Source organism: Frankia sp. CpI1-P, assembly GCF_001421075.1.
Lineage (GTDB): Bacteria > Actinomycetota > Actinomycetes > Frankiales > Frankiaceae > Frankia > Frankia torreyi.
The window spans coordinates 109734-134328 of the sequence record NZ_LJJX01000004.1 but is presented as its reverse complement, the minus strand read 5'-3'; the positions used below and the strand labels follow the sequence as shown (position 1 = coordinate 134328).

The window sequence follows — 24595 nt, the reverse complement described above, 5'->3', positions numbered from 1 at the left end:
GGAAAGGGAGCGGAGGGTACCGGATGCGGCGAAGCGGAGAACACGCCAGGGCGACAAGGGCGGGCGGTGCGGTCTGCCGGTGGGGTCGAGGATGCCATGGTCCCGAGAAGACCAGGAAAGGTTAGGAGTACCTAACCGACCCGGATCCTCGGGGCGGGTGCCACGGGACGGTGATCGGGAATCTGCCNGCCGCCGGGATCAGCTCCGGACCAGGAGCAAGGAATCGGGCGGCTCCGNCCTGGGACCCAGGTAACGCGAGTGCCCTTCCGGGCGCGTACGGGGTGGCCGGAAGTCTTTCGGAAACATGGCGAGGTGGCCCGGCAACACCGGGAAATGTGGATGGAACGACTCGGGCCGGATGGATCGGGCGGCACGGGGCTGGACGGACCACAATTTCCGAGGAGCGGGCGGCCCGGCGGGGTCCGATTCTCCTGCCGACCGACCCTCACGCCCCCTTGACGGAAATCCGCCGATCAGTCACGGACGTTGCAGGAAATCCCCGCGACGACACGCGCAGGTGCCCGTGGAACATGCGGGCCGCCGGGCCCAGGGAGCGGAGAGCGGGCCCGTTTTCCGGTGAATGCGGGGCCGCCGGCCACGGCATAGCGGGCACACAAGTGCGTGCGCTGTACACGGGAATCGTGACAGAGCGCAACCAGTCGGGGAAGCCGGTCGGGGCGGGCATCCGGCGGGAACCGGCTGGGGGCGGACATGCGACGGCCCGCGCGGGCGGGGGAACCGCCCGGCGCGGGCCGGGGTGACGCTGGTGTCGCGGGTCAGCCGTCGAGACGGCTGACCAGGGCCTCGTGCTCGGCCCAGAGAGCGGCGGGGAGCCGGTCGCCGAACGTCTGGTAGTGCTCGGGGATCAGGTCGGCCTCCTGCTTCCAGACGTCGATGTCGACTGTGAGCAGGGCGTCCAGGTCGGCTTCGTCGATCTGGAGGCCTTCGGTCGGCAGGGCGTCCCTGGTCGGCAGGACACCGAGCGGGGTCTCCACACCGTCGGCTTGGCCCTCGAGGCGGCCGACGATCCAGGCCAGGACGCGGCTGTTCTCGCCGAAGCCGGGCCAGAGGAACTTGCCCTCCGGGCTCTTGCGGAACCAGTTCACGTAGTAGATCCGGGGCAGCTTCGCCTGGTCGGCCTTCTGGCCGACCTCGAGCCAGTGGGCGAAGTAGTCGGCCATGTTGTAGCCGCAGAACGGGAGCATCGCGAACGGGTCGCGGCGCAGCTTGCCGATCGCGCCGGCCTGGGCCGCGGTCGTCTCGGAGGCGACGATCGAGCCGAAGAAGACCCCGCNCCGCCAGTCGGGCGCCTCGGTGACCAGCGGAACCGCGGTCGCCCGGCGCCCACCGAACAGGATCGCCGAGATCGGCACGCCCTTCGGGTCCTCCCACTCGGAGGCGATGGTCGGGCACTGCCCGGCGGGGACGGTGAAGCGGGCGTTGGGGTGCGCGGCGGGCTCGGTGGACTCGGGGGTCCAGTCGTGGCCCTTCCAGTCGGTGAGGTGCCCCGGGGCCTGCTTGGTCAGCCCCTCCCACCAGACGTCGCCGTCGTCGGTGCGGGCCACGTTCGTGAAGACCGTGTTGCCCCACAGCGTCTTGATCGCGTTCGGGTTGGTCTGCTCACCCGTGCCGGGGGCGACACCGAAGAAGCCGGCCTCGGGGTTGACAGCGTAGAGCCGGCCGTCCTCACCGAACCGCATCCATGCGATGTCGTCACCGACAGTCTCCGCCTTCCACCCGGGAAGGGTGGGAATGAGCATCGCGAGGTTGGTCTTTCCGCAGGCCGACGGGAAAGCCGCGGCAATGTAGTGAACCTTGCCCGCGGGCGACGTCAGCTTGAGGATGAGCATGTGCTCGGCGAGCCAGCCCTCGTCGCGCGCCATGACGGACGCGATGCGCAGTGCGTAGCATTTCTTGCCGAGCAGTGCGTTACCGCCGTAACCCGATCCATAAGACCAGATCTCGCGGGTCTCCGGGAAATGGGTGATGTACTTCGTCGTGTTGCACGGCCAAGCGACGTCGGCCGCACCGGACTCCAACGGAGCGCCAAGCGAATGCACCGCNGGCACAAAGAAGCCGTCTTCACCGAGCTGTTCGAGTGCGGGCGCTCCCATACGGGTCATGGTGCGCATTGAAATGACAACGTAAGGCGAGTCGGTGATTTCGACCCCGAGGGCCGAGATATGCGATCCGAGCGGACCCATGCAGAATGGCACGACATACATCGTGCGACCGCGCATGGAGCCCTCGAACAGGCCCTGGAGCTTGACCCGCATCTCCGCCGGGTCCATCCAGTTGTTCGTGGGGCCGGCGTCCTCGGCCTTCTCGGAGCAGATGTAGGTGCGATCCTCGACCCGGGCCACGTCGCTGGGGTCCGAGGCGGCGTAAAAGCTGTTGGGACGCTTTTCGTCGTCCAGCCGGACCAGGGTCCCCTTCTCGATCAGGAGACTGGTCAACCGGTCGAACTCGGCCTCCGATCCGTCGCACCACTCAACCCGTTCCGGCTGGGTGAGTTCGGCGATCTCACGCACCCAGGCGACCAGCCTGGCGTGCTTCGTCGGGGCCGCTTCCAGCCCCGGAATCTGTGCCGCGGTCGTCACAGCTCACACCTCCGGTCGAGTCGAACCCGCCGCGTTCTTGCCCCGTGCGCAGGTGCCGACTTCAGTACTCGAACGTATTCGTTCACGCGCTGACAAAACCCGCGGTACAGGGGCAGTTCGAGGCCGCGTTCAGGATCATTAGACTGTACCGCGCGTTCCCCCCGCAGTCGCGCGATAGCGAGTGGACAGAAGCGTCGGATCCATCACGCACCGGTACGGACGGACCGCCGCCGGGTGACTCCGTCTCGTGGCTGGCGGAAGCCTCGGGTTATCGTCCTCGGCGTGGCTTCCCTCACGCAGCAGCCCGCCGGGCCTCCGCAGGCGGACGGCCCCGCCCACCCCCGTGACCTGGTGCGACCACGTATGCGGGGATGGCTACATGCCGGGGCATTCCCCGTAAGCCTTGCACTGGGTCTCCTTGCCGTGGCGCTGGCCACCACGCTCCGTGCCCGACTGGGGATCGCGATATACGCACTGAGTATTGCGGCGCTGTTCGGAACGAGCGCGCTCTACCATCGCACGATGTGGTCGACGTCACGTGCTCGAGCGCGCATGAAACGCCTCGACCATTCAATGATCTTTATTTTCATCGCCGGGACTTATACCCCTTTTGCCCTCCTTNCGATGCCGGCGAGCACGGCTCGCGTGGTCCTGGCCGTGGTGTGGGGCGGAGCGGCACTCGGCGTGACCATCCGGATGCTGTGGCTGCACTCCCCGCGGTACCTGACCGTGCCGCTGTACATCGCCCTCGGCTGGGTCNCCATCTTCGTCATCCCGGAGCTCGCCCACCGGGCCGGGATCGCCTCGATGGTCCTGTTGCTGGTCGGCGGCGTCTGCTACAGCCTTGGTGCCGTCGTCTACGCCGCGCGGCGACCGGACCCGGCCCCGGCGACCTTCGGCTACCACGAGGTGTTCCACGCCTTCACCCTCGTCGCCGCGGCCTGCCACTACATCGCCCTGATGTTCGCGATCTACTGACCCGCCCGACCCGCTGCCCAACCCGCCCGACCCGCCCAACCCGCCCGACACACGGCGGCGCAGGAGGAGCGCAGGAGGAGAGGTCAGCGGCCGGGGCCCTCGGAGCGGATCTTCTCGACCTGTTCGAGGGCCTCGCGAAGCTGGCGCAGCCAGGTGTCGGAGTTGTCCCCGACCAGCCGGACGCACCAGGCCAGCGCCTCGCTGCGGCTGCGTGCCACGCCGGATTCGACGAGCGTGTCCAGCACCTGACGCTCCGGCTGGCGCAGCCGCGTCATCACCGGCACGGACAGCACGGTGAACAGCTCGCTGGCCGTGCCGGCGGTCGCCCCCCACGCGACCTTGCGCCCGTAGCGCCGCTCGGCCTCGGCGGCGATGGCGATCCGCTCGTCCCGGGTGCGCTCGCGGAAGCGGCGGATCAGGGCGGCGGCCTCCGGATCACGCCCAGCCGGCAGCTCCACCCCTCCGGAGTGAAGGAGGGGTTCCTCGACGGGGAGCTCCCCGACGACGGTGATCTCGTCCCGGTCGACGACCACGGCCGGCGGGCCGGTGAACCACCCGGCGGGGATGTGGGCCGCGAACCAGTCCGGCGCGTCCTGCGCCGGCACCGACTCCGCCCGGTCCCCCGGCCTGCCATAACCGCGCCCACGCGGACCGGACATGACGAGTCTCCTCAGGTCCCCCGGGCCGGGCCCGCGGACGGGCCCGGCCTGCCGAACTGGTCCGGAGCCGTGGCCCCGCCGGGGTGCGCGCCGACACACCCCGCCGACGATTACACGCTTACCGGGTCACGAGTGAAAGTGCCTGGGGCCTCAGGTGGCGACCTTCACGCCGAGCTGACTGCGGACCTCCTCCGCGGTATGCACGGGTAGCTCGCAGACGAAGTCCCGGCAGACGTACNCCCCTGGGGCCCCCCGCCCGGCGACCAACGGCCCGCTGGTCACCACGACGGCCCCCGGCGCGGTGCCCAGCCGGGCGAGCCGTTCCAGGGCCGGACTGTCCACGACGGCAACCTCGGCCGGCCCGGCGAGCAGCGCCTCGGCGACCGCCCCGGCCCAGCCGGCGAACCGGGCGTCGCGGGACAGCAGCGGCGCGAACCGGGCGACGGTCGCCTCGGCGGTGCGCCGGTGCTCGGCCGAGCCGGTCAGGGCCGCGTAGGTGAGCAGGGCACCCGCCACCGCCGCCTGGCCCGACGGGGTCGCCGAGTCCGAGTCGTCGCGGGGGCGGCGCAGCAGTGCCTCCGCGTCGTCCGCGGTGTCGAAGAAGCCGCCGTCCGGTGCGGCGAACCGGGCCCGGACCACGTCGAGCAGCTCGCCGGCCAGGGTCAGCCACTCCGGATCCCCGGTGACCTGGTGCAGGGTCAGCAGCCCCTCGGCGACGTCGCCGTAGTCCTCCAGCACACCGGCGTTCGTCCCGACCCGGCCGTCCCGGCTGGTGCGCCGCAACCGGCCCGCCACGAGATGGACGTCGCGCAGCAGCACGGCCGCGTCCTCGGCGGCGCGGATCCAGGCCGGCTCATCGAGCAGCACGCCGGCCTCGGCGAGGGCGGCGATCGCCAGCCCGTTCCAGGCGGCGACCACCTTGTCGTCCCGGGCGGGCTGCGGACGGCCGGCCCGGGCGGCGGCGAGGGTCGCGCGCACCGCCGCGAAGCGCGCCGCGTCGGGCGGGTCCGCCGGCAACTGCAACACGGACGTCCCGTGCTCGAACGTGCCCTCCGGGGTGACACCGAAGATCTCCGCCGCCCAGGCGCCGTCGTCCGCGCCGAGGGCGGCGCGCAGGCCGGCGGGTGTCCACGAGTAGCTCGCGCCCTCCTCGGGCTGCGCGTGGGCCGCCGGGACGCCCGCCGGCACCGCGTCCGCGTCGAGCGCCGAGGCGAACCCGCCCTGCGGGGTGCGCAGGTCGGCGAGCAGGAACGCCGCGGTCTCCCGGACCACCCGCCGGGCCAGCGGCGAGCCGGTGGCCCGCCACAGGTGCAGGTACACCCGCAGCAGCTGGGCGTTGTCGTAGAGCATCTTCTCGAAGTGCGGGACGGTCCACGTCGCGTCGACGCTGTAGCGGGCGAAGCCGCCGGCGAGCTGGTCGTACATGCCGCCGCGGGCCATCCGCTCGCAGGTGAGCGCCACCATCTCCAGGCTGTGCTCGTCGCCGGTGCGGGCGGCGTGGCGCAACAGCATCTCCGCGACCATGGACGGCGGGAACTTCGGCGCCCCGCCGAATCCGCCGTGCCGAGCGTCGAACCGGGCGGACAGGCCCGCGACGGCCGTGTCCAGCAGCGGCGGGCTCAGCTCGTCGGCGACGCCGGACGTCGGGCTCGCGGCGAGCCCGGCCACCGGGCCGCGCGCCGCCGCCTCCGCCAGCCGGCGGGCGATGTCGGCGCCCGACTCCTCGATCTCCGCCCGCCTGGTCTGCCAGGCGGCGACCACGGCCTCCATGACCTGGCGGAACGACCCCATGCCCGGCCGGGGTCGGGGCGGGAAGTAGGTGCCGGCGAAGAACGGCTCGGCGGTCGGGGTGAGGAAGACCGTCATCGGCCAACCCCCGTGACCGGTCAGGGCGACCGTGACGTCCATGTAGACGGAATCGACGTCCGGCCGCTCCTCCCGGTCCACCTTGATGTTGACGAAGTGGTCGTTCATGTAGGCGGCGGTGACCACGTCCTCGAACGACTCGTGCGCCATGACGTGGCACCAGTGGCAGGAGGCATAGCCCACCGAGAGCAGCACGGGCACCCCGCGGCGGGCCGCCTCCGCGAACGCCTCCGGGCACCACGGCCACCAGTCGACGGGGTTGTCCGCATGCTGGAGCAGGTACGGAGACGTCTGCTCCGCCAGCTTGTTCGGCACCGGGCAACTCCTCAGGGTCTGGCGTCGCCCGGGTCTGTGGAACCCCGGGTCACTGGCTATGCAACCAAAGCGGCGAGCGGCTATGCCCCCACCCGTGCCCCGGCGCGCCGACTGTGGCCATCGGCACCCCCGACCGGACCCTGCCCGGCCAGCTTCTGGCGTGTCGGCTGGTGCACTCTCGGTACCCAACCGAGCTCAGGCCAGACCACCGCCGCAACCGGGGCGGGTCGACCGGCCCGGTCCGCTCGTGGTGGCGTGCGGTCGGAACCGGGGTGCACGGGACCGGATACGCTCGGAGAAAGGCACGATCCCGGCTCCTCCGCTCGCTCGCCCGTCCGCCGTCCACTCGCTCGATCGCCGTCCGCCAGGCCGCCGTTGCGCCGCGAGAGCGGTCGAAGGGTCGTCGCGGGCGCTCGGAAGGGTTGTCGCAGGGTCGGAGTACCAACGAGTTGGGGTGGCACGAGCGAATGAGTGAGACGGCCGAGCACGGCACCGACGCCGGCGCCGCGAACGCCACGGCAGCCCCGTCCGGCGCCGCATCTTCATCCGGCGCCACGCCCACCGCCAGGACCGGCGACGAGCCGGGGTTCCGCTACGACGCCCGGCTCGCCGCGGACATCGAGCGCCGCTGGCAGCGTCGGTGGGCCGACGAGGGGACGTTCAACTCGCCGAACCCGGTCGGGCCGCTGGCCGCGGGCTTCGACGAGGTCGCCGGGCGCGAGCCGTTCTACATCATGGACATGTTCCCCTACCCCAGCGGCACCGGCCTGCACGTCGGGCATCCGCTCGGGTACATCGGCACCGACGTGTTCGCCCGCTACCTGCGGATGTCCGGCCGCCATGTGCTGCACCCGTTCGGCTACGACGCCTTCGGCCTGCCCGCCGAGCAGTACGCCATCAACACCGGCCAGCACCCGCGCACGACCACCGACGCCAACATCGCCAACATGCGTCGGCAGCTCTCCCGACTGGGGCTCGGCCACGACACCCGCCGCGAGATCGCCACGACCGACGTCGGGTACTACCGCTGGACGCAGTGGATCTTCGAGCAGATCTTCGACGCCTGGTACGACCCGCAGGCCGGCCGGGCGCGGCCGATCGCGGAGCTGATCGCCGAGTTCGAGGCCGGCACCCGCTCGCCGGTGGCCGGCCCCGCCGCCGGCACCACCGCCGTGTCGGTCGACGCCGTGCGCGCCGCGAACCCGGCGGGCCTGCCCTGGGCCGAGCTGGACCGGGTCGCCCGCCGCCGGGTCGTCGACGCCCACCGCCTGGCCTACATCTCCGAACAGCTCGTCAACTGGTGCCCCGGGCTCGGCACCGTGCTGGCGAACGAGGAGGNCACCGCCGAGGNCCGCAGCGACATCGGGAACTACCCGGTGTTCCGCCGGCCGCTGCGGCAGTGGGTGCTGCGGATCACCGCCTACGCCGAACGGCTGGTCGCCGACCTGGACCTGGTCGACTGGTCGGATTCGATCAAGCAGATGCAGCGCAACTGGATCAGCCCGAGCGACGGCGCGAGCGTCGAATTCGCCCTCGTCACCCCCGGTGCTACCGGCGCAGGCGGCACGACCCGCCCAGCCGGCACGACGGACGCGGTCACCGGCACCGCCGGGTCCTCCCCCGCGCCGCGCATCGAGGTCTACACCACCCGCCCGGACACCCTCGCCGGGGCGACCTTCCTGGTGCTGGCGCCCGAGCATCCGCAGGTCGACGCGCTGGTCGCCGACGCCTGGCCGGCGGGCACCCCGGCCGGCTGGCGCTTCCCGGCCGGCCACGGCGCCCCCGAGGCCGCTACTGAGACCGCTACTGAGACCGCTGCCGCCGACCCGACCTGGACGCCGCGCGCCGCGGTCGAGGCCTACCGGGCCTTCGCGGCGCAGCGCAGCGACCGCCAACGCGGCGAGGAGATCGACCGTACCGGCGTGTTCACCGGCGCCTATGTCCGCAACCCGGTGGGCGGCGCGGAGATCCCGGTCTTCCTCGCCGACTACGTCCTCGTCGGCTACGGCACCGGCGCGATCATGGCCGTGCCGGCGCACGACAGCCGGGACTTCAGCTTCGCGCGCGCCTTCGACCTGCCGATCCCGGCGGTGCTGGCGCCCGACGAGCCGTGGTACGCCGAGCGCGACGTGACACCCGGCGCGCCGCCGTCGGCGTGGCCGGACGCGTTCAGCGGCGAGGGCGCCTACCTGCCCGGCCCGGCGGGAGCCCCGGTGCTCACCGGCCTGGGCAAGACCGACGCGATCAAGACGACCGTCGCCTGGCTGGAGGAGCTCGGCGCGGGCCGGTCGGCCCGGTCCTACCGGCTGCGGGACTGGCTGTTCTCCCGGCAGCGCTACTGGGGCGAGCCGTTCCCGATCGTCTTCGACGACGACGGCCTGCCGCATGCCGTCCCGGACGAGCTGCTGCCCGTCGAGCTGCCCGAGATGACCGATTTCCGGCCGACGGCGATGGCCGAGGACGACGAGAGCGATCCGGTACCGCCGCTGGCCCGCGTGGCCGACTGGGCGAGCGTCACCCTCGACCTCGGTGACGGCCCGAAGCGCTACCGGCGCGAGACGAACACGATGCCGCAGTGGGCCGGGTCCTGCTGGTACCACCTGCGCTACCTGGACCCGACCAACACCGAGCGGTTCGTCGACGAGACCGTCGAGCGGTACTGGATGGCCAAGCCGGGCGCGGCGGCCGGCGACGGCGGCGTCGACCTCTACGTCGGCGGCGTCGAGCACGCGGTGCTGCACCTGCTCTACGCCCGGTTCTGGCAGAAGGTCCTCTACGACCTGGGGCACGTCTCGTCCAAGGAGCCGTTCAAGCGGCTGTTCAACCAGGGCTACATCCAGGCCGATGCGTTCACCGACGCCCGCGGGATGTACGTCCCGGCGGCCGAGGTGGAGGCGAGCGGCGACGGCCGGTTCACCCACCAGGGGGCGCCGGTCGACCGCCGCTCCGGGAAAATGGGCAAGAGCCTGAAGAACAGCGTCAGCCCGGACGAGATGTACGACCGGTTCGGCGCCGACACCCTGCGGGTCTACGAGATGGCGATGGGTCCGCTCGACGCCGACCGGCCCTGGCACACCGACGACATCGTCGGCTCGCACCGGTTCCTGCAGCGCCTGTGGCGCGCGGTCGTCGACGAGGGCAGCGGGACGGTCGCCGTCTCCGACGAGCAACTGGACGCCGAGGCCACCCGCGTCCTGCATCGGACGATCATCACGTTGGNGGCGGAGTACGCGGGCCTGCGGTTCAACACGGCCGTCGCCCGGCTCATCGAGCTGACGAACTTCGTCTCGAAGCGGTACGGCCAGTCCGCGACCCCCCGGGCGCTGGCCGAGCCGCTGGTGCTGATGGCCGCGCCGCTGGCTCCGCACATCGCGGAGGAGCTGTGGACCCGGCTCGGGCACAGCGAGTCGGTGAGCCGCGCGGCCTTCCCCGTGGGCGACCCGGCGCTGGCCGCCGAGTCCGAGCGGACCATCCCGGTCCAGGTGAACGGGAAGGTGCGGTTCACCCTCCAGGTGCCCGACGGTGNCGCGGAGCCCGTGATCCGCGAGCTGCTCACCGCGCACCCCGACTACGCGCGCCAGACCGAGGGCCGCTCCATCAAGAAGGTCATCATCGTCCCCGGCCGCATCGTCAACATCGCCCTGGGCTGACCGCTCCGGCCTTACCCTGCCCTTCCAGAGGGATCAATCGGGCACAGAACCCTCTGGAAGGGCAGGGAAGCAGCGATGGTGTGGTGGGGCTCCCGGCTCAGCCGCCGGAGGACGGGGGGCCGGGCTGGACGGGCAGGTCAAGATGCTCGCCCGCGCCACCCGTGGCCGCGGCATCGCCGCCGACCTCGCCGTCGATCACCGGGCCCCGCCGGCCGGCCAGCACCGACCGGCGGCGGATCGCCTGGCGGGGATCGACCGGGCCGCTGAGCCGGTCGGACTCGACCCCGAGGAAATCACCGTTCGCCACGTTCGCGCGCATTCGGCGCAGGCTCCTCGAGAGCATGAAGAACAGCCCGGTGGAGACCACGATCAGCCCCACGACGATGAGCAACCCAAGACCGCCCGCGCTGTGCTCCTGCTCGGCCAGCACCGAACCGGCGAAGATCTCGTTCACGGTGACGTCCTCACACCCGGGTCCAAACTCTGCGGTCAGCCCGCCGCTGCGCCGCGCGAGCGCGCGGCCGGCTCCGCCCCAGCGGGCGGTGCGCCGTGGGCTCCCGGCGGTACCCACCCCCGACATTACGCCGCGCTGGACCGCCCGAGGTGGGCGCCGATCGGCCCCCGCCGGCCGGCCGGCCACCCGCCGTGCGCACGATCACACGCCGTTGAACAGGTCGTCCTCGGGCAGCGTGCCGACCTCGATCAGCGAGCGGGCGAGCTGGTAGTCCTCGGTGGGCCAGGCCTCCCGCTGCACGTCGAGCGGAACCCGGAACCACCATCCGGTGGGGTCGACCTGGGTGGCATGCGCGATCAGGGCTCGATCGCGGGTCGAGAACCAGTCCGCGCACGGCACCCGGGTGGTGAGCCGGCCCGCGTCCGCCGCCCGGTCGGCCCACTCGTCCAGGCGTTCCGTGTAGGGGGACTCCAGTCCGCGGGCCAGCAGCGCCTCGTGCAGCGCCAGGATGCGCTCCTTGTGGAAGGTGAGGTGGTAGTACAGCTTGAGCGGCTGCCAGGGGGCGAACCCGGCTTCCNCCCCCNCCTCGGGATAGCGCTCGGGGTCGCCGGCCGCCTCGAACGCCTCGATGCTGATCTTGTGCGTCATGATGTGGTCGGGGTGCGGGTAACCGCCGGACTCGTCGTAGGTCGTGATGACCTGCGGCCGGAAGGTGCGGATCAGCCTGACCAGGGGCTGGGCCGCCGCGGTCAGTGGCGTGGTGGCGAAGCGCCCCGGTGGCACGGGCGGCAGNGGGTCGCCCTCGGGCAGGCCGGAGTCGACGAAGCCGAGCCACTCCTGGCGCACGCCGAGGATGCGCCGGGCGTTCTCCATCTCCTCACGGCGGATCTCGGTGATGCGCTCGGCGACGCCGGGTGAGTCCATCGCCGGGTTGAGGATGCTGCCCTCCTCACCACCGGTACACGTCACGACCAGCACGTCCACGCCTTCGCTCGCGTAACGCGCCATCGTGGCCGCGCCCTTGCTGGACTCGTCATCGGGGTGGGCATGGATGGCCATGAGACGCAGGCCATGCCGCTCGTCGACCGAAGGCATGCCACCATTGTCGCTGACGGCCGGGCCAGACCGCGGCCATCGACCCGGGTGGCCGTGACGTGACCGCCGTGCTACACCACTGTGCGGAACCATGGAGCCCGCCTCCACGTTTGATCTGGAAAAGTCACCCAACGACGTGGCACAATGCACCGTCCGCGCATGCAGTGACGGGTGCGACGTCGCCGGCCGGCGTACCGACATCGGTGTCGGTCCGGCCCCGGGGGACCGATGGAGTGCGGCACCCGTTCGCCACGCTCCCNCTCCGCCAGGCGTGCGGTCATGGTCGAAACCACGGACTGACGGTTCACCCAGGAGGGTAGAACCGCTGGTCTGGGGTCTCCCGGTGGTGGAGCAGCCGCCGTGAGGAGTCAGCGGGCTCGACCCTGGATTCCTTGATTCACCTTGATATCGTGACCCTTTTGATGTTCACCGAGGAGCGTGACCCGCGTGACGCAGCAGACTTGGCTCACTCAGGAGGCATACGACCGGCTCCGCTCCGAGCTCGACTACCTCACCGGCCCCTGGCGCACGGAGATCGCGACCAAGATCGAGGCGGCCCGTGAGGANGGCGACCTCAAGGAAAACGGTGGCTACCACGCCGCCAAGGAGGAGCAGGGCAAGCAGGAGGCCCGGATCCGCCAGCTCGCCGACCTGCTGCGCGACGCGCAGGTGGGCGAGGCGCCCAACACCACCGGTGAGGCCGGTCCGGGCACGGTCGTCGAGGTGCGCTTCCCCGGCGAGCAGGCGACCGAGAAGTTCCTCATCGGCTCCCGCGAGGACCACAGCACTCCCATCGACGTGTTCTCCCCCGCCTCCCCGCTCGGCGGTGCCGTGAACGGCCACAAGGCAGGCGAGACCGTCAGCTACACGCTTCCCAACGGCCGCTCCGCGAAGGTCGAGATCGTCTCGGTCGCACCTTACGGCTCCTGACGGCACCGGAGCCTGGTTCGGCCATGCCACTTCGGCCGGACCGGGGGTCACCCATCGTGGCTGGCGCGCCGGCACCTAGGAGCCGGCCCGCCCGGCTGGGCCGGTCGGCGGGAAGAGGGCTCCTTCGGGCGGGGGCGGGCTCCTTCGGGCGGGGGCGGGCTCCTTCGGGCGGGGGCGGGCGGCGTACCCCCGACTACGCCTGCAGCGGACGGCAGCCGACTTGGCTGCGTCGCGGGCGGTGTCGACGTACCGTCGACGCGTGGAGGATCTGCCGGCACCGCCCCGTCATTCCATGCCACCGACCGCGACATCCCCGGCCACCGCGCCGGCGGATACCGCTCCGCCCTATGCNACGGTGGGTGAGCTTCGCCGCAGCGGGCACGTTCACCGAACCGTCCGCACGGAGCTGCGCGACAACCTCGTCGCCCTGATGAAGGGCGACACGCCCCGCTTCCCGGGCATCGTCGGGTTCGACGAGACCGTCCTGCCGCAGGTCGAGCGCGCCATCCTGGCCGGTCACGACATCGTCTTCCTGGGCGAGCGGGGCCAGGGCAAGACCCGGCTCATCCGCACCCTGGTGAGCCTGCTCGACGAGTGGTCGCCCGCCGTCGCCGGCTGCGAGATCAACGACCACCCGTACGCGCCGGTCTGCGGCCGCTGCCGGGCGCTGGCGGCCCAGCTCGGCGACGAGCTTCCGATCGGCTGGCGCCACCGCTCCGACCGGTTCGGCGAGAAGCTCGCCACGCCGGACACCAGCGTGGGCGACCTGATCGGCGACGTCGACCCGGTGAAGGTCGCCGAGGGCCGCACCCTCGGCGACCCGGAGACGGTGCATTACGGCCTGGTGCCGCGCACGAACCGCNGCATCTTCAGCGTCAACGAGCTGCCCGACCTCGCCGAGCGCATCCAGGTGTCGCTGCTCAACGTGCTGGAGGAGCGCGACATCCAGGTCCGCGGCTACCTGCTGCGCCTGCCGCTCGACCTGCTGCTGGTGNCCTCGGCGAACCCCGAGGACTACACCAACCGCGGCCGGATCATCACCCCGCTCAAGGACCGCTTCGGCGCCGAGGTGCGCACCCACTACCCGCTGCAGCTCGCCGACGAGCTCGCGCTGATCCGCCAGGAGTCCGTGATCTCCTGGGCGGGCTCGCCGCTGGGCACTCCCGAGCTCGCCGATCACCTGCTGGAGATCGTGGCCCGGTTCACCCGGCTCGTCCGCGACGCCCCACAGGTCGACCAGCGTTCGGGGGTGTCGGCCCGGCTGGCGGTGGCCGCGGCCGAGACGGTGGCCGCCTCCGCGGTCCGCCGCGCGGCGCTGACCGGGGAGGAGACGCCCACCGCCCGGGTGGTCGACCTCGCCGCGATCGTGCCGGCGGTGCGCGGCAAGGTCGAGTTCGACCAGCTCGAGGAGGGGCGCGAGGACGAGGTGCTCGCGCTGCTGCTGCGCCGCGCGATCGCCGAGACGTTCCGGGCCCGCCTCGCCGGGGCCGACCTCACCGGGCTGCAGAACCGGTTCGACGCCGACGGCCCGGTCGAGACGGGCGACATGGTGCCCGCCGCCGAGCTGCTGCGCCGGGTCGGTCCGGTGCCCGGTCTCGCGGCGATCCTGAACCGACTCGGCGTGGATGGCGCGGAGTCGCCCGGCCTCGCCGCGGCGGCGCTGGAGCTGGCGATGGAGGGACTGCACCTCAACCGCCGGCTGGCGAAGGAAGAGCTGCCGGGCCGGACGGTCTACGGCTCCTGACATGACCCCCGTGGGAGGACCCCGGTGAGCTCCGGCGCATTCCGTTACGGCCCCTGGGACGGGGGGCCCGACCCGCTCGCCTCCCCCTTCACCGCGGCCGGCGCGCTCGACGAGATGTCCCGCCAGATCCTGGAGGGGCGCACCCCCCGGGAGGCGCTGGAGGCTCTGCTGCGCCGCGGCATGCCGGGCCGTCGCGGGCTGGACGACATGCGCCGCGCCATCGAGCGGCGCCGGCGCGAGGCCCGGTCCCGCGGCCGGATGGACGGCACCCTGGAGGAGGTCCGCCGACTGCTCGACACGGCCGTCGGGCAGGAGCGGGCGGCGCTGTTCCCCGACCCGTCGGATGAGGCCCGCCTGCGGGAGGCCGAGCTCGACGCGCTGCCCGCCGACCCGGCGCGCGCGGTGCGGTCGCTGGCCGAGTACGACTGGCGTTCCCCGCAGGCCCGCGAGACCTACGAGAAGATCTCCGAGCTGCTGCGCCGAGAGGTCCTCGACAGCCAGTTCAGGGNCATGAAGCAGGCCCTGGAAGGGGCGACGCCGGAGGATTTCGCCCGCATCCGGGACATGATCGGGTCGCTGAACACCCTGCTGGAGGCCGACGCCCGCGGCGAGGACACCGACGCCGCGTTCGCCGAGTTCATGTCCCAGTACGGCGACTTCTTCCCGGAGAACCCGCAGTCGCTCGAGGAGCTGGTCGACGCGCTGGCGCGCCGTGCGGCGGCGGCCGCCCGGCTGCTCGCCGGGCTCACCCCGCAGCAGCGCTCCGAGCTCGCCGATCTGATGTCCACCGCCATGGAGGACCTGGGCCTGGCCGCCGAGATGTCCCGGCTCGCCCAGGCGCTGCGCGCCTCCCGCCCGGACCTGAACTGGGGCGGCCGGGCCCGTGGGCGCGGCGGCCGGCTCGGCGAGGGCCTCACCGGAGACGAGCCGCTGGGCCTCGGCGACGCCACCTCGGCGCTGGAGGAACTCGCGGAACTCGACGAGCTCGCCGCCGCGCTCGGGNAGGACTACGCCGGGGCCTCGCTGGAGGACATCGACCCGGATGCGGTCGCTCGGGCGCTGGGCCGTTCCGCCGTCGACGACCTGCGCAGCCTGCAGCAGATCGAGCGGGAGCTGGAGCAGCAGGGGTTCATCACCCGCCGGGCCGGCAGCCTGGAGCTCACCCCCCGCGCGGTCCGCCGGATCGGGCAGGCGGCGCTGGCCCGGATCTTTCGCCAGGTCTCCGCCCGCGGCCGCGGCGACCACAACCTCACCGACGCCGGCTCCGCCGGCGACCTGCTCGGCACCTCGCGGGCCTGGCAGTTCGGCGACACCCAACCGATCGACGTCGTCCGCACGGTGCGTAACGCCGTGCTGCGCGCCGGGCCGACCGGCAAGGGCCGGCCGGTGCGGCTGGAGGTCGGCGACTTCGAGGTCGCCGAGACCGAGCGGCGCACCACCGCCGCGGTCTGTCTGCTCGTCGACCTGTCCTACTCGATGGCCCTGCGCGGGACGTGGGGGATCGCGAAGTCGACGGCGTTGGCGCTGCACACCCTCGTCAGCACGTCGTTCCCACAGGACAAGATCCACATCATCGGCTTCTCGGACTACGCCCGCGAACTGCGGCCGGTGGAGCTCGCCGGCCTGGACTCCGAGATGGTCCAGGGCACCANCCTGCAGCACGCCCTGCTCATCGCCGGCCGGCTGCTCAGCCGGTACCCGCAGGCCGAGCCGGTCGTCATGGTCGTCACCGACGGGGAGCCCACCGCGCACCTGCTGCGCGACGGCACTCCGTCGTTCTCCTGGCCGCCGATGCCCGAGACCCTGGAGCTGACCCTGGCCGAGGTGGACCGGCTGACCCGCCGCGGGGTGACCATCAACGTGTTCATGCTCGACGACGAGCCGCGGCTCGTGCAGTTCGTCGAGGAGATGGCCCGCCGCAACGGCGGGCGGGTCCTGTCACCCGACCCCACCGCCCTCGGCAGCTACGTCATCCGGGACTACCTGCGTTCCCGGGGACGCCACCGCGTCGCCCGCTGACCCGCCCGGGGTGTCCCCCGCCGGCCGCGCGGGCTCGGCGGGGGGCGGGGGGATACGAGTGACGACGGGGTCGGCGGCGAGCCGCTCCCAGAACTCCGCCACGAGCCGCTCGTAGGCGAGCCNGAGGTCCAGCGTGCGCCGCAACGTCCAGACCATGGCGTCCGGCGGCAGCGCGGCCAGCGTGCGGTAGACCTCCAGGTGCGCCCGGTGCGCGGCAGCCTGGGCACGGGCGAGCCGGGCGACGTCGCCGGGACGGCCGAGGTCGGCGAACGCGAGTTTGAGCAGGCCGAGGTCGCGCAGTTCGGTGCGCCCGGAATCGGCCGAGGAGAGCCAGTCCTGCAGACTGCGCCGACCGGCGTCGGTGATCCGGAAGATGCGCCGGCGGCGCCCCNCGGCCTCCCGTTCCTCGGCCAGCAGCCCGGCCTCGGCGAGGCGCGGCGGCTCCTTGTAGAGCTGCGCGTGCGGGAACGACCAGTAGTTCCCGACCGATTCGGCGACCGACACCTTGAGGTCGTAGGGCGTGGCACTGCCGCGGCGGGCCACCTCCCCGAGGACCAGATACGACACCGGTGTCAGCACGATCTCCGCCATGGTCTCCATCATACGGCTTGACTCATACCGTCTCTTTGAGACTATCCTGACCCCAGCAACGGTCCGAGTCAGACTATTGTGGAGGTGGGTCACCGTGNCGACGATTTCCTGGACCACCCCGCCCGGCCGCAAGGCCGGCGCGGCCGAGCCCGCGGGCACCGGCGCCGAGGTCGGCGCCATCGAGGTCGGCGCCATCGAGGTCGGCGCCATCGAGGTCGGCGCCATCGAAGACGGTGCCATCGAAGACGGTGCCATCGAGGTCATGGCCTCGCGCTTCGTCCTCACCTCGGCCCGACACTCGGTCACGATGCTGCGCTCGGCACTCGCCGTCCGGCGAGCCCTGCTCGCCGCGCCCGGCGCCCTCGGCGTCTCGCTCGTCGCCCGGCCGCTGCGGCGTGAATACCTGACCCTGTCCGCGTGGACGGACCGGGCCGCGCTGGACGCGTTCGTCGGCGACCCCCACCACCGGGAGGCGATGCGCCGCCTCGGACCCGCCATGGCCCAGTCCCGGTTCGTCTTCTGGCACCCGCCGGCCGGCGCCGGCGCCCCCACCTGGGCACAGGCCCACGAGCACCTCGCCGCGCCCGCCGACTGACCACACCCACAGGGCCCACAACCGGCCACGCTCCGCCGGGGTCACGGTCGGCCGCACCCACAGCACCCGAAAGGCCCGCCGCCGACCGCCCGGGCCGGCCGGGGCCCGTGACCCTCACCCGCCGCGGGGGATCTGACCGGCACCCGGCAGGCGGCCGTCGCGCCCCGACCATCCAGATCTCGAATTCTGCTACTCTGCGCGATCGTGAAGTCACGGAGGGCAGGGGAGGGCGCGACGGGCGCGAGGCACCGGGCGAGCCTGCGGCAGCGCGAGCAGCGGCCCCGGCCACCGGCCCGTTCGCGGCTGGTCGCCGCCGTGCTGCTGGCCGCGGGCGTGGGGCTCGCCCCCACGGCCATGCCGGCCAACCCCGCCCAGGCCGCGCCGGGCGGCGCGATCCTCGCGGACGGCCTGCCCGGCCCAGACGCACTGGGCGGCCTACCGGGCGCGGATGTGCGGCCGGCGGCCGGCGGCCCGCCGATCGCTGGTCCCGACGCCGGGCCGGTCCGGCCGGCCGACCCCGCCGCCGAGATCACCCAAGGTCGGCCGGCGCCGCTGTCGGCGCCCGGGGCGGTGACCGCCGCCGAGCAGCGCGCGGTCGAACGGTACTGGACGACCGAACGTCGCGACCGGGCCTTCGGCTCCCACACCACCGACCGCGCCGATGCCAACGCCGGCGCGGCGGCGGCGGGCACGCCGTTCGCCGACGACCCGAGCCCCGGACTGTCGAGCACGCCGCCGCCGCCCAGCGACGGCACGCCGTACACCCGGGGCGGTCTGGTCACGGCGACCACCGGCCGGCTGTTCACCACGATCGGCGGCGCCGATTTCGCGTGTTCGGCGAGCGTGGTGACCAGCCCGGTCCGCGACCTCGTCGTGACCGCGGGGCACTGCCTGCACGGCGGCACCGGCGCGCAGTTCGCCCAGCAGGTCGCCTTCGTCCCGGGCTACGTCGACGGGACCATGCCGTACGGCATCTGGACCGCCCGCCGGCTGACCGTGACACCGGGTTGGGCGAGCGGCTCGAGCTTCGACGTCGACGCCGGCTTCGCACTGTTCAACACCCACGGCGGCCGGNACATCGAGGACGTGGTCGGGGGGCAGGGCATCGCGTTCGGCCTGCCGAACACCTACCCGCAGTACAGCTTCGGCTATCCACGCCTGTTGCCGTACGACGGCAACCAGCTCATCTACTGCGCCGGGCCCGGGTCGGCCGACCCGTACGGGGGCCCGGCGATCGGAGTTCACTGCCGGATGACGGCGGGCGCGAGCGGCGGCCCGTTCATCACCGGGTTCGGCCGGCTCGGGCCCGGCCACGGCTGGATCGACGGGGTGGTCAGCTACGCCTACGCCGGATCCACCGACCGCCTGTACGGGACGCACTTCGGCGAGGCGGTGAAACTGCTCTACTACCAGTCCTACCCGCTCTGAGGCGCGAGCCCCGCGAGCCCCGGCGAGGTGCATGGGGCACATGGGGCACACGGGGCACACGGGGCACAGGACCAGCACAGTCGGCCCAAAGGCGGTGTACAAGCGGTCGGTGTACAAGCGGGAGGAGTCAGTCGGTACCGTCTGCGCATGCCGCATCCGGGCAGCTTCGGGCTCCTCCTCACCCTGCACGTCCTTCTCGCGATCTTCGTCATCGGACCGCTGACCCTGGTCTGCGCGGCGGTCCCCCGGCTGCTGCGGGCCGGGCCGAGCGCCCTGCCGATGCTGCGGCTCGCCGCCCGACTGGTGCGTGGGTTCGGGCTGGCCTCGCTGCTNATCGCGGTGACCGGCGCGGGGATGGTGCACCAGGGGTCGTTCGGCAGCGTGCGGTCGTTCAGCGACTCCTGGCTGCTGGGCTCGCTGGTGCTGTGGGTGGTGGCGTGCGGGATCTGCCTGGCGGTCATCGCACCCGGCCTGTCGCACGCCGTCGCCGAGATCGACGCCGGTGGGGACGCTCGGCGCCGGCTCGGCACCGTCACCGGCGGCGCGGTGCTGAGCTCCGCCTGCTGGGTCGTGGTCGTCGCCCTGATGGTGGTCAAACCCGGCGCGTGAGCCGGTGGGCGGCGACCCGACGGGCCTCGCGTCCGCTCAGCTCGCGTCCGCTCAGCTCGCGGCGGCGAGGGGGCGCCGAGGGGCCTCCCCGCGGTCGACGACGTCCTCCAGCTTGTCCAGCACCCGGTCCCACACCTGCCGGGGCAGGTCGTGGCCCATCCCGTCGATCTCCAACAGCTCCGCGGCCGGGATGGCCGCGGCCGTGAGCCGGCCACCGATCACGGGAACGAGCGGGTCGGCGCCGCCGTGGACGACGAGGGTGGGCGGGCNCAGCCCGGCGAGCTCCGCGGTGCGGTCCGGGGCGGAGAGCACCGCGGCGACCTGGCGCAGCACACCGTCGGGGCTGGCCCGGCGGTCCCAGTAGATCTCGGCGCGCCGGCGCAGCCACGCCTCGTCCGGCGCGAACTCCGGCGAGCCGAGCACCCGATGCGCCTCGTGCGCGGCGAGAACGGACTGCTCCACGTCTTCCGGCGCCGGGCGCAGGAACAACCCGATGGCCTCCGGCGTCGGTTGCACCCGGTGGTCGCCGGGGTGCGACATCACCGACGTGAGGCTGCGGACCCGCTCCGGGCTGCGCAGGGCCGCGATCTGGGCGACCATGCCGCCCATCGACAGGCCCAGCAGGTGCGCCGACTCGACGCCGAGCGCGGTGAGCAGGCCCAGCGCGTCGGTGGCGAGGTCGGCGAGCCCGTAGGGGGCGAGGTCGAAGCGTCCGGCGATGATCGCCCCGAGGTCGGGCCGGCCGAGGTGATCGAGGTGGGTGGACAGGCCCACGTCGCGGTTGTCGAAGACGATCGCCCGGTAGCCGCGCCGGGCGAGCGCGGCGAGCAGGTCGGGATGCCAGCCGACGAGCTGCTGCCCAAGGCCGCCGATCATCAGCAACGGCAGACCGTCGTCGTCGCCGTGGATCTCGTAGGCGAGGTCGATGCCGTTGACCGTGACGATGCCCATGGTCGGAAGGTAGCCATCCCGTGGCTGACGTGCACGCCTTCCCGGCTGAATCGAGCCAACCTCACCCATTCGGGCCGCTGCGCCCGCCGAGGCGACCGATCTCACCGGTCGTCCCGCCACGCGTCAGCGCNCACCCTCCGGCTGGTCACTACTTTATGTATCTTCTTAGCTTCATAGAGTATCGATGTGGCCCCCGAAGGGCCACCCGCCACCCGCCGCCCACCCGATCTCCNTGGACGGCCATACGTGATCTTTCCGACGATCGAGTTCGCGGCGTTCTTCGTCGTGGTGATGACGCTGTCCTGGCTGCTGATGCCCCGGCCGGCGCTGTGGAAGCCGTTCATCCTCGCCGCGTCGTACTTCTTCTACGGCTTCGCCGACGCCCGGTTCGTCCTGCTCATCGTCGCCTCGACCCTGATCAACCAGGCCGCCGCGCGGGCGATCCACCGCTTCCGGGACCGCCGCATCCTCGCCGCCGCGATCGCCTGCGACCTCGGCCTGCTCGGCTGGTTCAAGTACTACGGCTTCTTCGCGCTGTCCGTCGATCGCGCCCTGGCCGACGTCGGACTGCCCGCGCCGCTCCCGCTGCTCCAGGTGGCGCTGCCCATCGGGATCTCGTTCTTCACCTTCCAGGCGCTGAGCTACGTCATCGACGTCCACCGGGGGATCAACGCGCCGGCACCGCTGCTCGACTTCGCCGTCTACGAGGCGTTCTTCCCGCATCTCGTGNCCGGTCCGATCGTGCGGGCCAGCGAGTTCCTCCCGCAGCTCGCCACGCCGCGCGACCCGGCCCGGGTGCCGACCACCCGGGCGGCGTTCCTCATCCTCNGGGGACTGATCAAGAAGGTGGTGCTCGCCGACGTCCTCGCCTCCCGGCTGGTCGACCCGGTCTTCGACGCCCCGGGCCAGCACTCGTCCGCGGAGATCCTCGCCGCCGTGTACGGCTACGCCGTCCAGATCTACTGCGACTTCTCGGCCTACTCCGACATCGCCATCGGGATCGCGCTGCTGCTCGGCTTCCGCTTCCCGGACAACTTCGACCGGCCGTACGCGTCACGCAGCCTGCAGGAGTTCTGGCGACGCTGGCACATGACGCTGTCGCGCTGGCTGCGCGACTACGTGTACCTGCCCCTCGGCGGGAGCCGGCGCGGACGTCGCCGGACCTACCTGAACCTCATGATCACTATGACTCTGGGAGGCCTGTGGCACGGCGCGTCGTGGACCTTCGTGCTGTGGGGGGCACTGCACGGCGCGGCCCTGGTCACCGAGCGCCGACTGCGGATCTGGCGGACGAGGCGGGCGGCCGCCGCCGGGCTCGTCCGCATACCGCTGCCGCGCGCCGCCGCCCCCGCCCCCCTCGGCGAACCCCTCACCGCCCAGCGCGCAGCCACCGACGCCGGGGCGGGCGCCGTCTCGCCGGCGCCCACGCCCCAGCCGGTCGGGGTGGTGGTGACTCCCCTGCCAGCCGACGCCGCTCGGAGCGCCGCCGGGAGTGCGACTGGGAGTGCCGCTGGGAGTGCGGCCCGGGTCGGCGGCCCCGTGCGGGGCTGGGCGGCCCGGCTGGCCGTCTTTCACTTCGTCTGCGCGACCTGGGTGCTCTTCCGCGCCCCGGATCTGGACACGGCGGGCCGGCTGTTCGCGCGGCTGTTCACCGCGGGCGGCCCGGCGCCGCTGGTCACCCCCGCGGTGCTGGCCGCGATCGTGGTGGGCCTGGCCACGGCGGCCATCCCGCCGAGCTGGTGGGCCGGGACGCGGGCCCGGTTCGCCCGGGTGAGCCTCGGCCCGCAGATCGTCCTGCTGACCGTCTCGATGATGGTCATCTACGCGGTCGTCGGGCAACAGGACGTCGCCCCCTTCATCTATTTCCGCTTCTGAGGACGGCCCGCCGGGGCGCAGAGGACCAACAGGGCGAGGTAAATCACCTAAGGTAATCGACGCACCACGGAAGACGAGGTCCGGTTCCCCCTCCCCCAGCCGCCGACGGAGCCCGCGACCATGACCGAGCGCGACGATGCGGTGCCGACCCGGCCGCCGGCGTCCGCCCCCACCCCCGCCCCCGCGCCCCCGCCCGCCCCGGCACCCCTGCCCGCCGGACCGCCACCGCGGATCCCCCGCGGACCGCGGGGCCGTCGCTTCGCCCAGGACCGTCCATCGCACCAACCAGCCAGGCAGGAGGTGCCGGCCCAGCCACGCCATCGCGCCCGCCCGCCGCAGGTCGGGGCGGACGCCGTCCCGGCGCGCCGCGCCCTGCTGCTGGTCGTCGCCGTGCTGGGGCTGCTCGCCGTGCTGCGCGCCCCCGCCATGGTCCATGCCGGCGAAGGCATGCGTCCGGGGCTCACCCGCACCCTCGTGCTGAGCGCGGCGCGGCCGATCGAGCGGGTGACGCACACGGCGCGCCTGGACGCGCCGGACCGCTGGCTGGCCCGCGCCTTCGGCCACGGGACCGCGCCGCGCGGCGGCGACTCGGAGCTGGCGACCGCGGCGAGCCGCGCCGCGGCGGACGCGGCGGTGCCGGGCCGCCCCGGCACCGCCGAGCTACCCACCGCCCCGCCCGCCCCCGCCCCACTGCGCCTGCCCACCACCGCCGACCCGCTGCGGGTGCTCGTCACCGGCGATTCCCTGACCGAGTCCCTCGGCCCCACCATCACGAACACGGCGCCGGGCACGGTCCGGGCACAGACCGAGACCCGGTTCGGCACCGGCCTGGTCCGGCCCGACTTCTTCGACTGGGCCGCCCATGCCCGCGACCAGGTCACCGCGCGCAGCCCGGAGCTGGTCATCGTCGCCATGGGCGGCAACGACGGGCAGGGCATCACGCTCCCCGACAGGACGGTGCTGCCCGCCGGATCGGCCGAGTGGGAGGCCGAGTACCAGCGGCGGGCCAGCGTCGTCATGCGAATCTGGACCGGGAACGGCGCCAGGCGGCTGCTGTGGCTCAGCCTGCCCCCGGCCCGCTCCAACCGGTTGAACGGCTACTTCCATCGGCTGAACGCGGCGACGGCGGCCGCGGCGGCGGGGGTGAGCGGCGCGAGCTACCTCGACCTGACCCCGTGGCTGTCGCACGGCGGCGCCTACAGCGACTACCTGACCGCCGCCGACGGGCGGGACGTGCTCGCCCGGTCCCGCGACGGGGTGCACCTGACCCTCGACGGGGCGCGAATCGCCGCGGCGCACGTGCTCGACGCCGTCCGGAGCACCTGGCGGCTGCACTGACACCGAACGGTGCACCGAAGCCGACGGCCGCGCTCAGGTCGGCCGATGCGCTCGGGTCGAACGGTCGGTCTGGGGTGGCGGCCGCAATCAGCGCACGCGGAACCCAAAGCCGGCGCCGTCGAGGTCCGCACGCGCCCGGGTCACCGCCGCGCGGGCGTCGGTCAGCACCTCGCGGGTGGACGGAAGGGTGGCGCCGGCGGCGTCGAGCGCGGCCAGCAGGTCCTCGGCGAGCACGGCGAGCTGGTCGGGCAGGGCGTGGGTGGCGAGCCTCGGCGGACGCATCTCGACGGGCGCACCCGTGCCGATCCGTTCGCCGAGCGCGGCCAGCTCGTCGAGCAGCCGAACCGTGCGCTCCGCCCGGGTCATCCCCGAACCCACCGCGACGTCCCAGGAAGAGCCGGCCCATCCCCGGATACGGCGGATGAGCAGACCCACCTCCCGACTGAGATCACTGACCTCATCGGACATCCGGGCAGGATACCCCACGAGGCCCGAACGGGGCCTTGCCCTTTGCTGTGGCATGGGGCACGCTGGCGACATGAGCCGTTGACGTCGGGTTTCACTTCTGGAGGCGCGCATGTCGCTCAACCGCTCCCCNCAGACCCACCAGAGCCTCATCGAGCGGATTCCGAAGGCAACGGGGCACGGGGTGAACCACTGGCTAAGCCGGCTGGACGACGGTCCGGGCCTGCTGCGCTTCACCGAACGGGTGAACTGGCTACGCGCCGAGCACAACCTGCCGCACAGCTTCGCGGCCGCCCTCGTCCACGAGGCGGACCTGCGGCGGCGGGCAAGCCGGGCGTAAGGCCCCGGGGCGTCGCGGCGGGCCTGGCCGGCCGCCACGGCGCCGCCGCTCCGCCCCGTCCGGCCTCGGTCACCTTCCGCGGTCCACGTCGCG

General features: G+C 72.9%; 13 protein-coding genes and 24 pseudogenes. 21 read left to right on the top strand and 16 right to left on the bottom strand.

The genetic code is table 11. The annotated features are described in order from the left end of the window. Positions 1 to 776: 776 nt before the first annotated feature. From FF86_RS40075 to FF86_RS40065, 3 pseudogenes are all read right to left on the bottom strand, one after another. Positions 777 to 1294: pseudogene (locus FF86_RS40075) on the bottom strand (phosphoenolpyruvate carboxykinase domain-containing protein); the annotation flags it as partial. A 1-nt stretch (position 1295) separates the two neighbouring features. After that, positions 1296 to 2063: pseudogene (locus FF86_RS40070) on the bottom strand (phosphoenolpyruvate carboxykinase domain-containing protein); the annotation flags it as partial. A gap of 1 nt (position 2064) precedes the next feature. Next, positions 2065 to 2600 (bottom strand): annotated as a pseudogene (locus FF86_RS40065) (phosphoenolpyruvate carboxykinase); the annotation flags it as partial. Between the two features lie 282 nt (positions 2601 to 2882). Between FF86_RS40065 and FF86_RS40060 the strand changes: the two are divergent. From FF86_RS40060 to FF86_RS40050, 3 genes and pseudogenes are all read left to right on the top strand, one after another. Beyond that, positions 2883 to 3221: pseudogene (locus FF86_RS40060) on the top strand (hemolysin III family protein); the annotation flags it as partial. A 1-nt stretch (position 3222) separates the two neighbouring features. Further along, a pseudogene (locus tag FF86_RS40055) lies at positions 3223 to 3359 on the top strand (hemolysin III family protein); the annotation flags it as partial. 1 nt (position 3360) lies between these two features. Then, the coding region (locus FF86_RS40050; protein WP_242418152.1) for a hemolysin III family protein at positions 3361 to 3578 on the top strand (218 nt) is incomplete at its 5' end. A gap of 83 nt (positions 3579 to 3661) precedes the next feature. On the opposite strand, the gene FF86_RS04205 is transcribed toward FF86_RS40050, so the two are convergent. Both FF86_RS04205 and FF86_RS04200 read right to left on the bottom strand, forming a co-directional pair. Beyond that, complete coding sequence (locus FF86_RS04205) at positions 3662 to 4237, bottom strand: hypothetical protein (RefSeq protein WP_044883414.1); 576 nt, start codon at positions 4235 to 4237, stop codon at positions 3662 to 3664. A gap of 239 nt (positions 4238 to 4476) precedes the next feature. Then, the coding region (locus tag FF86_RS04200) for a thioredoxin domain-containing protein (RefSeq protein WP_242418151.1) at positions 4477 to 6418 on the bottom strand (1942 nt) is incomplete at its 3' end. Positions 6419 to 6885: 467 nt separating this feature from the next. Here FF86_RS04200 and FF86_RS40045 point away from each other — a divergent pair. From FF86_RS40045 to FF86_RS40035, 3 pseudogenes are all read left to right on the top strand, one after another. Beyond that, positions 6886 to 7756, top strand: a pseudogene (locus tag FF86_RS40045) (class I tRNA ligase family protein); the annotation flags it as partial. 13 nt (positions 7757 to 7769) lie between these two features. After that, positions 7770 to 9637: pseudogene (locus FF86_RS40040) on the top strand (leucine--tRNA ligase); the annotation flags it as partial. A gap of 1 nt (position 9638) precedes the next feature. Further along, positions 9639 to 9943: pseudogene (locus tag FF86_RS40035) on the top strand (class I tRNA ligase family protein); the annotation flags it as partial. Positions 9944 to 10165: 222 nt separating this feature from the next. Here FF86_RS40035 and FF86_RS04190 read toward each other — a convergent pair. The 4 genes and pseudogenes from FF86_RS04190 to FF86_RS40020 form a co-directional block, all read right to left on the bottom strand. Continuing rightward, positions 10166 to 10522: a hypothetical protein gene (locus FF86_RS04190; protein ID WP_044883507.1), complete on the bottom strand. Its 357-nt coding sequence runs from the start codon at positions 10520 to 10522 to the stop codon at positions 10166 to 10168. A 201-nt stretch (positions 10523 to 10723) separates the two neighbouring features. After that, a pseudogene (locus FF86_RS40030) lies at positions 10724 to 11099 on the bottom strand (mycothiol conjugate amidase Mca); the annotation flags it as partial. 7 nt (positions 11100 to 11106) lie between these two features. After that, positions 11107 to 11314 (bottom strand): annotated as a pseudogene (locus tag FF86_RS40025) (PIG-L family deacetylase); the annotation flags it as partial. A gap of 1 nt (position 11315) precedes the next feature. Then, on the bottom strand, positions 11316 to 11617 hold a 302-nt coding region (locus FF86_RS40020), incomplete at its 3' end, for a PIG-L family deacetylase (protein WP_242418150.1). 447 nt (positions 11618 to 12064) lie between these two features. Here FF86_RS40020 and FF86_RS40015 point away from each other — a divergent pair. The 8 genes and pseudogenes from FF86_RS40015 to FF86_RS39990 all read left to right on the top strand — a co-directional run. Continuing rightward, a pseudogene (locus FF86_RS40015) lies at positions 12065 to 12183 on the top strand (transcription elongation factor GreA); the annotation flags it as partial. 1 nt (position 12184) lies between these two features. Next, positions 12185 to 12547, top strand: a 363-nt coding sequence (locus tag FF86_RS04180; protein WP_242418149.1) for a GreA/GreB family elongation factor, incomplete at its 5' end; no start/stop codon positions are given. A gap of 352 nt (positions 12548 to 12899) precedes the next feature. Continuing rightward, positions 12900 to 13409: pseudogene (locus FF86_RS63585) on the top strand (magnesium chelatase); the annotation flags it as partial. A gap of 133 nt (positions 13410 to 13542) precedes the next feature. Beyond that, positions 13543 to 14291: pseudogene (locus tag FF86_RS40010) on the top strand (magnesium chelatase); the annotation flags it as partial. A gap of 24 nt (positions 14292 to 14315) precedes the next feature. Beyond that, positions 14316 to 14799 (top strand): annotated as a pseudogene (locus FF86_RS40005) (hypothetical protein); the annotation flags it as partial. A gap of 1 nt (position 14800) precedes the next feature. Continuing rightward, positions 14801 to 15293: pseudogene (locus FF86_RS40000) on the top strand (hypothetical protein); the annotation flags it as partial. A 1-nt stretch (position 15294) separates the two neighbouring features. After that, positions 15295 to 15942: pseudogene (locus FF86_RS39995) on the top strand (hypothetical protein); the annotation flags it as partial. Between the two features lies 1 nt (position 15943). Then, a pseudogene (locus FF86_RS39990) lies at positions 15944 to 16310 on the top strand (hypothetical protein); the annotation flags it as partial. Here FF86_RS39990 and FF86_RS61850 read toward each other — a convergent pair. From FF86_RS61850 to FF86_RS65000, 4 genes and pseudogenes are all read right to left on the bottom strand, one after another. Beyond that, positions 16230 to 16432: pseudogene (locus FF86_RS61850) on the bottom strand (PadR family transcriptional regulator); the annotation flags it as partial. The pseudogenes FF86_RS39990 and FF86_RS61850 sit on opposite strands and share 81 nt — an antisense overlap. A gap of 1 nt (position 16433) precedes the next feature. Continuing rightward, a pseudogene (locus FF86_RS61845) lies at positions 16434 to 16701 on the bottom strand (PadR family transcriptional regulator); the annotation flags it as partial. A gap of 1 nt (position 16702) precedes the next feature. Then, positions 16703 to 16901, bottom strand: a pseudogene (locus FF86_RS39980) (PadR family transcriptional regulator); the annotation flags it as partial. Positions 16902 to 16999: 98 nt separating this feature from the next. Further along, positions 17000 to 17199: pentapeptide repeat-containing protein (locus FF86_RS65000; RefSeq protein WP_396229762.1), on the bottom strand; the 200-nt coding region annotated here is incomplete at its 3' end. Here FF86_RS65000 and FF86_RS39975 point away from each other — a divergent pair. Together FF86_RS39975 and FF86_RS39970 are read left to right on the top strand one after the other, a co-directional pair. After that, the gene (locus FF86_RS39975; protein ID WP_044883504.1) at positions 17164 to 17496 is read left to right on the top strand and encodes an antibiotic biosynthesis monooxygenase; all 333 of its coding nucleotides are present in this window, start codon (positions 17164 to 17166) and stop codon (positions 17494 to 17496) included. The two genes, FF86_RS65000 and FF86_RS39975, sit on opposite strands and share 36 nt — an antisense overlap. Positions 17497 to 19257: 1761 nt before the next feature. Then, positions 19258 to 19533, top strand: a pseudogene (locus FF86_RS39970) (hypothetical protein); the annotation flags it as partial. 51 nt (positions 19534 to 19584) lie between these two features. Here FF86_RS39970 and FF86_RS39965 read toward each other — a convergent pair. Both FF86_RS39965 and FF86_RS04145 read right to left on the bottom strand, forming a co-directional pair. Further along, a pseudogene (locus tag FF86_RS39965) lies at positions 19585 to 19802 on the bottom strand (alpha/beta fold hydrolase); the annotation flags it as partial. Between the two features lies 1 nt (position 19803). Then, the coding region (locus FF86_RS04145) for an alpha/beta fold hydrolase (protein ID WP_242418148.1) at positions 19804 to 20484 on the bottom strand (681 nt) is incomplete at its 3' end. A gap of 246 nt (positions 20485 to 20730) precedes the next feature. Between FF86_RS04145 and FF86_RS39960 the strand changes: the two are divergent. The 4 genes and pseudogenes from FF86_RS39960 to FF86_RS04135 form a co-directional block, all read left to right on the top strand. Then, a pseudogene (locus FF86_RS39960) lies at positions 20731 to 21213 on the top strand (MBOAT family protein); the annotation flags it as partial. Between the two features lies 1 nt (position 21214). Beyond that, positions 21215 to 21312, top strand: a pseudogene (locus tag FF86_RS39955) (hypothetical protein); the annotation flags it as partial. Position 21313: 1 nt separating this feature from the next. Next, positions 21314 to 22359, top strand: a 1046-nt coding sequence (locus FF86_RS39950) for an MBOAT family protein (RefSeq protein ID WP_255355701.1), incomplete at its 5' end; no start/stop codon positions are given. Positions 22360 to 22479: 120 nt separating this feature from the next. Further along, positions 22480 to 23697 carry a DUF459 domain-containing protein gene (locus FF86_RS04135; RefSeq protein ID WP_236705467.1) on the top strand — a complete coding sequence of 406 codons (1218 nt, stop codon included), beginning with the start codon at positions 22480 to 22482 and terminating at the stop codon, positions 23695 to 23697. A gap of 87 nt (positions 23698 to 23784) precedes the next feature. Here the strand turns inward: FF86_RS04135 and FF86_RS04130 are convergent, their stop codons facing one another. Continuing rightward, positions 23785 to 24165 (bottom strand): hypothetical protein, encoded by a 381-nt coding sequence (locus FF86_RS04130; RefSeq protein ID WP_044883403.1) that lies wholly within the window; start codon positions 24163 to 24165, stop codon positions 23785 to 23787. Between the two features lie 130 nt (positions 24166 to 24295). On the opposite strand from FF86_RS04130, the gene FF86_RS04125 reads away from it, so the two are divergent. After that, positions 24296 to 24502 (top strand): DUF4287 domain-containing protein (locus tag FF86_RS04125; protein ID WP_242418147.1); only part of this gene is annotated, 207 nt, incomplete at its 5' end. Between the last annotated feature and the right edge of the window lie 93 nt (positions 24503 to 24595).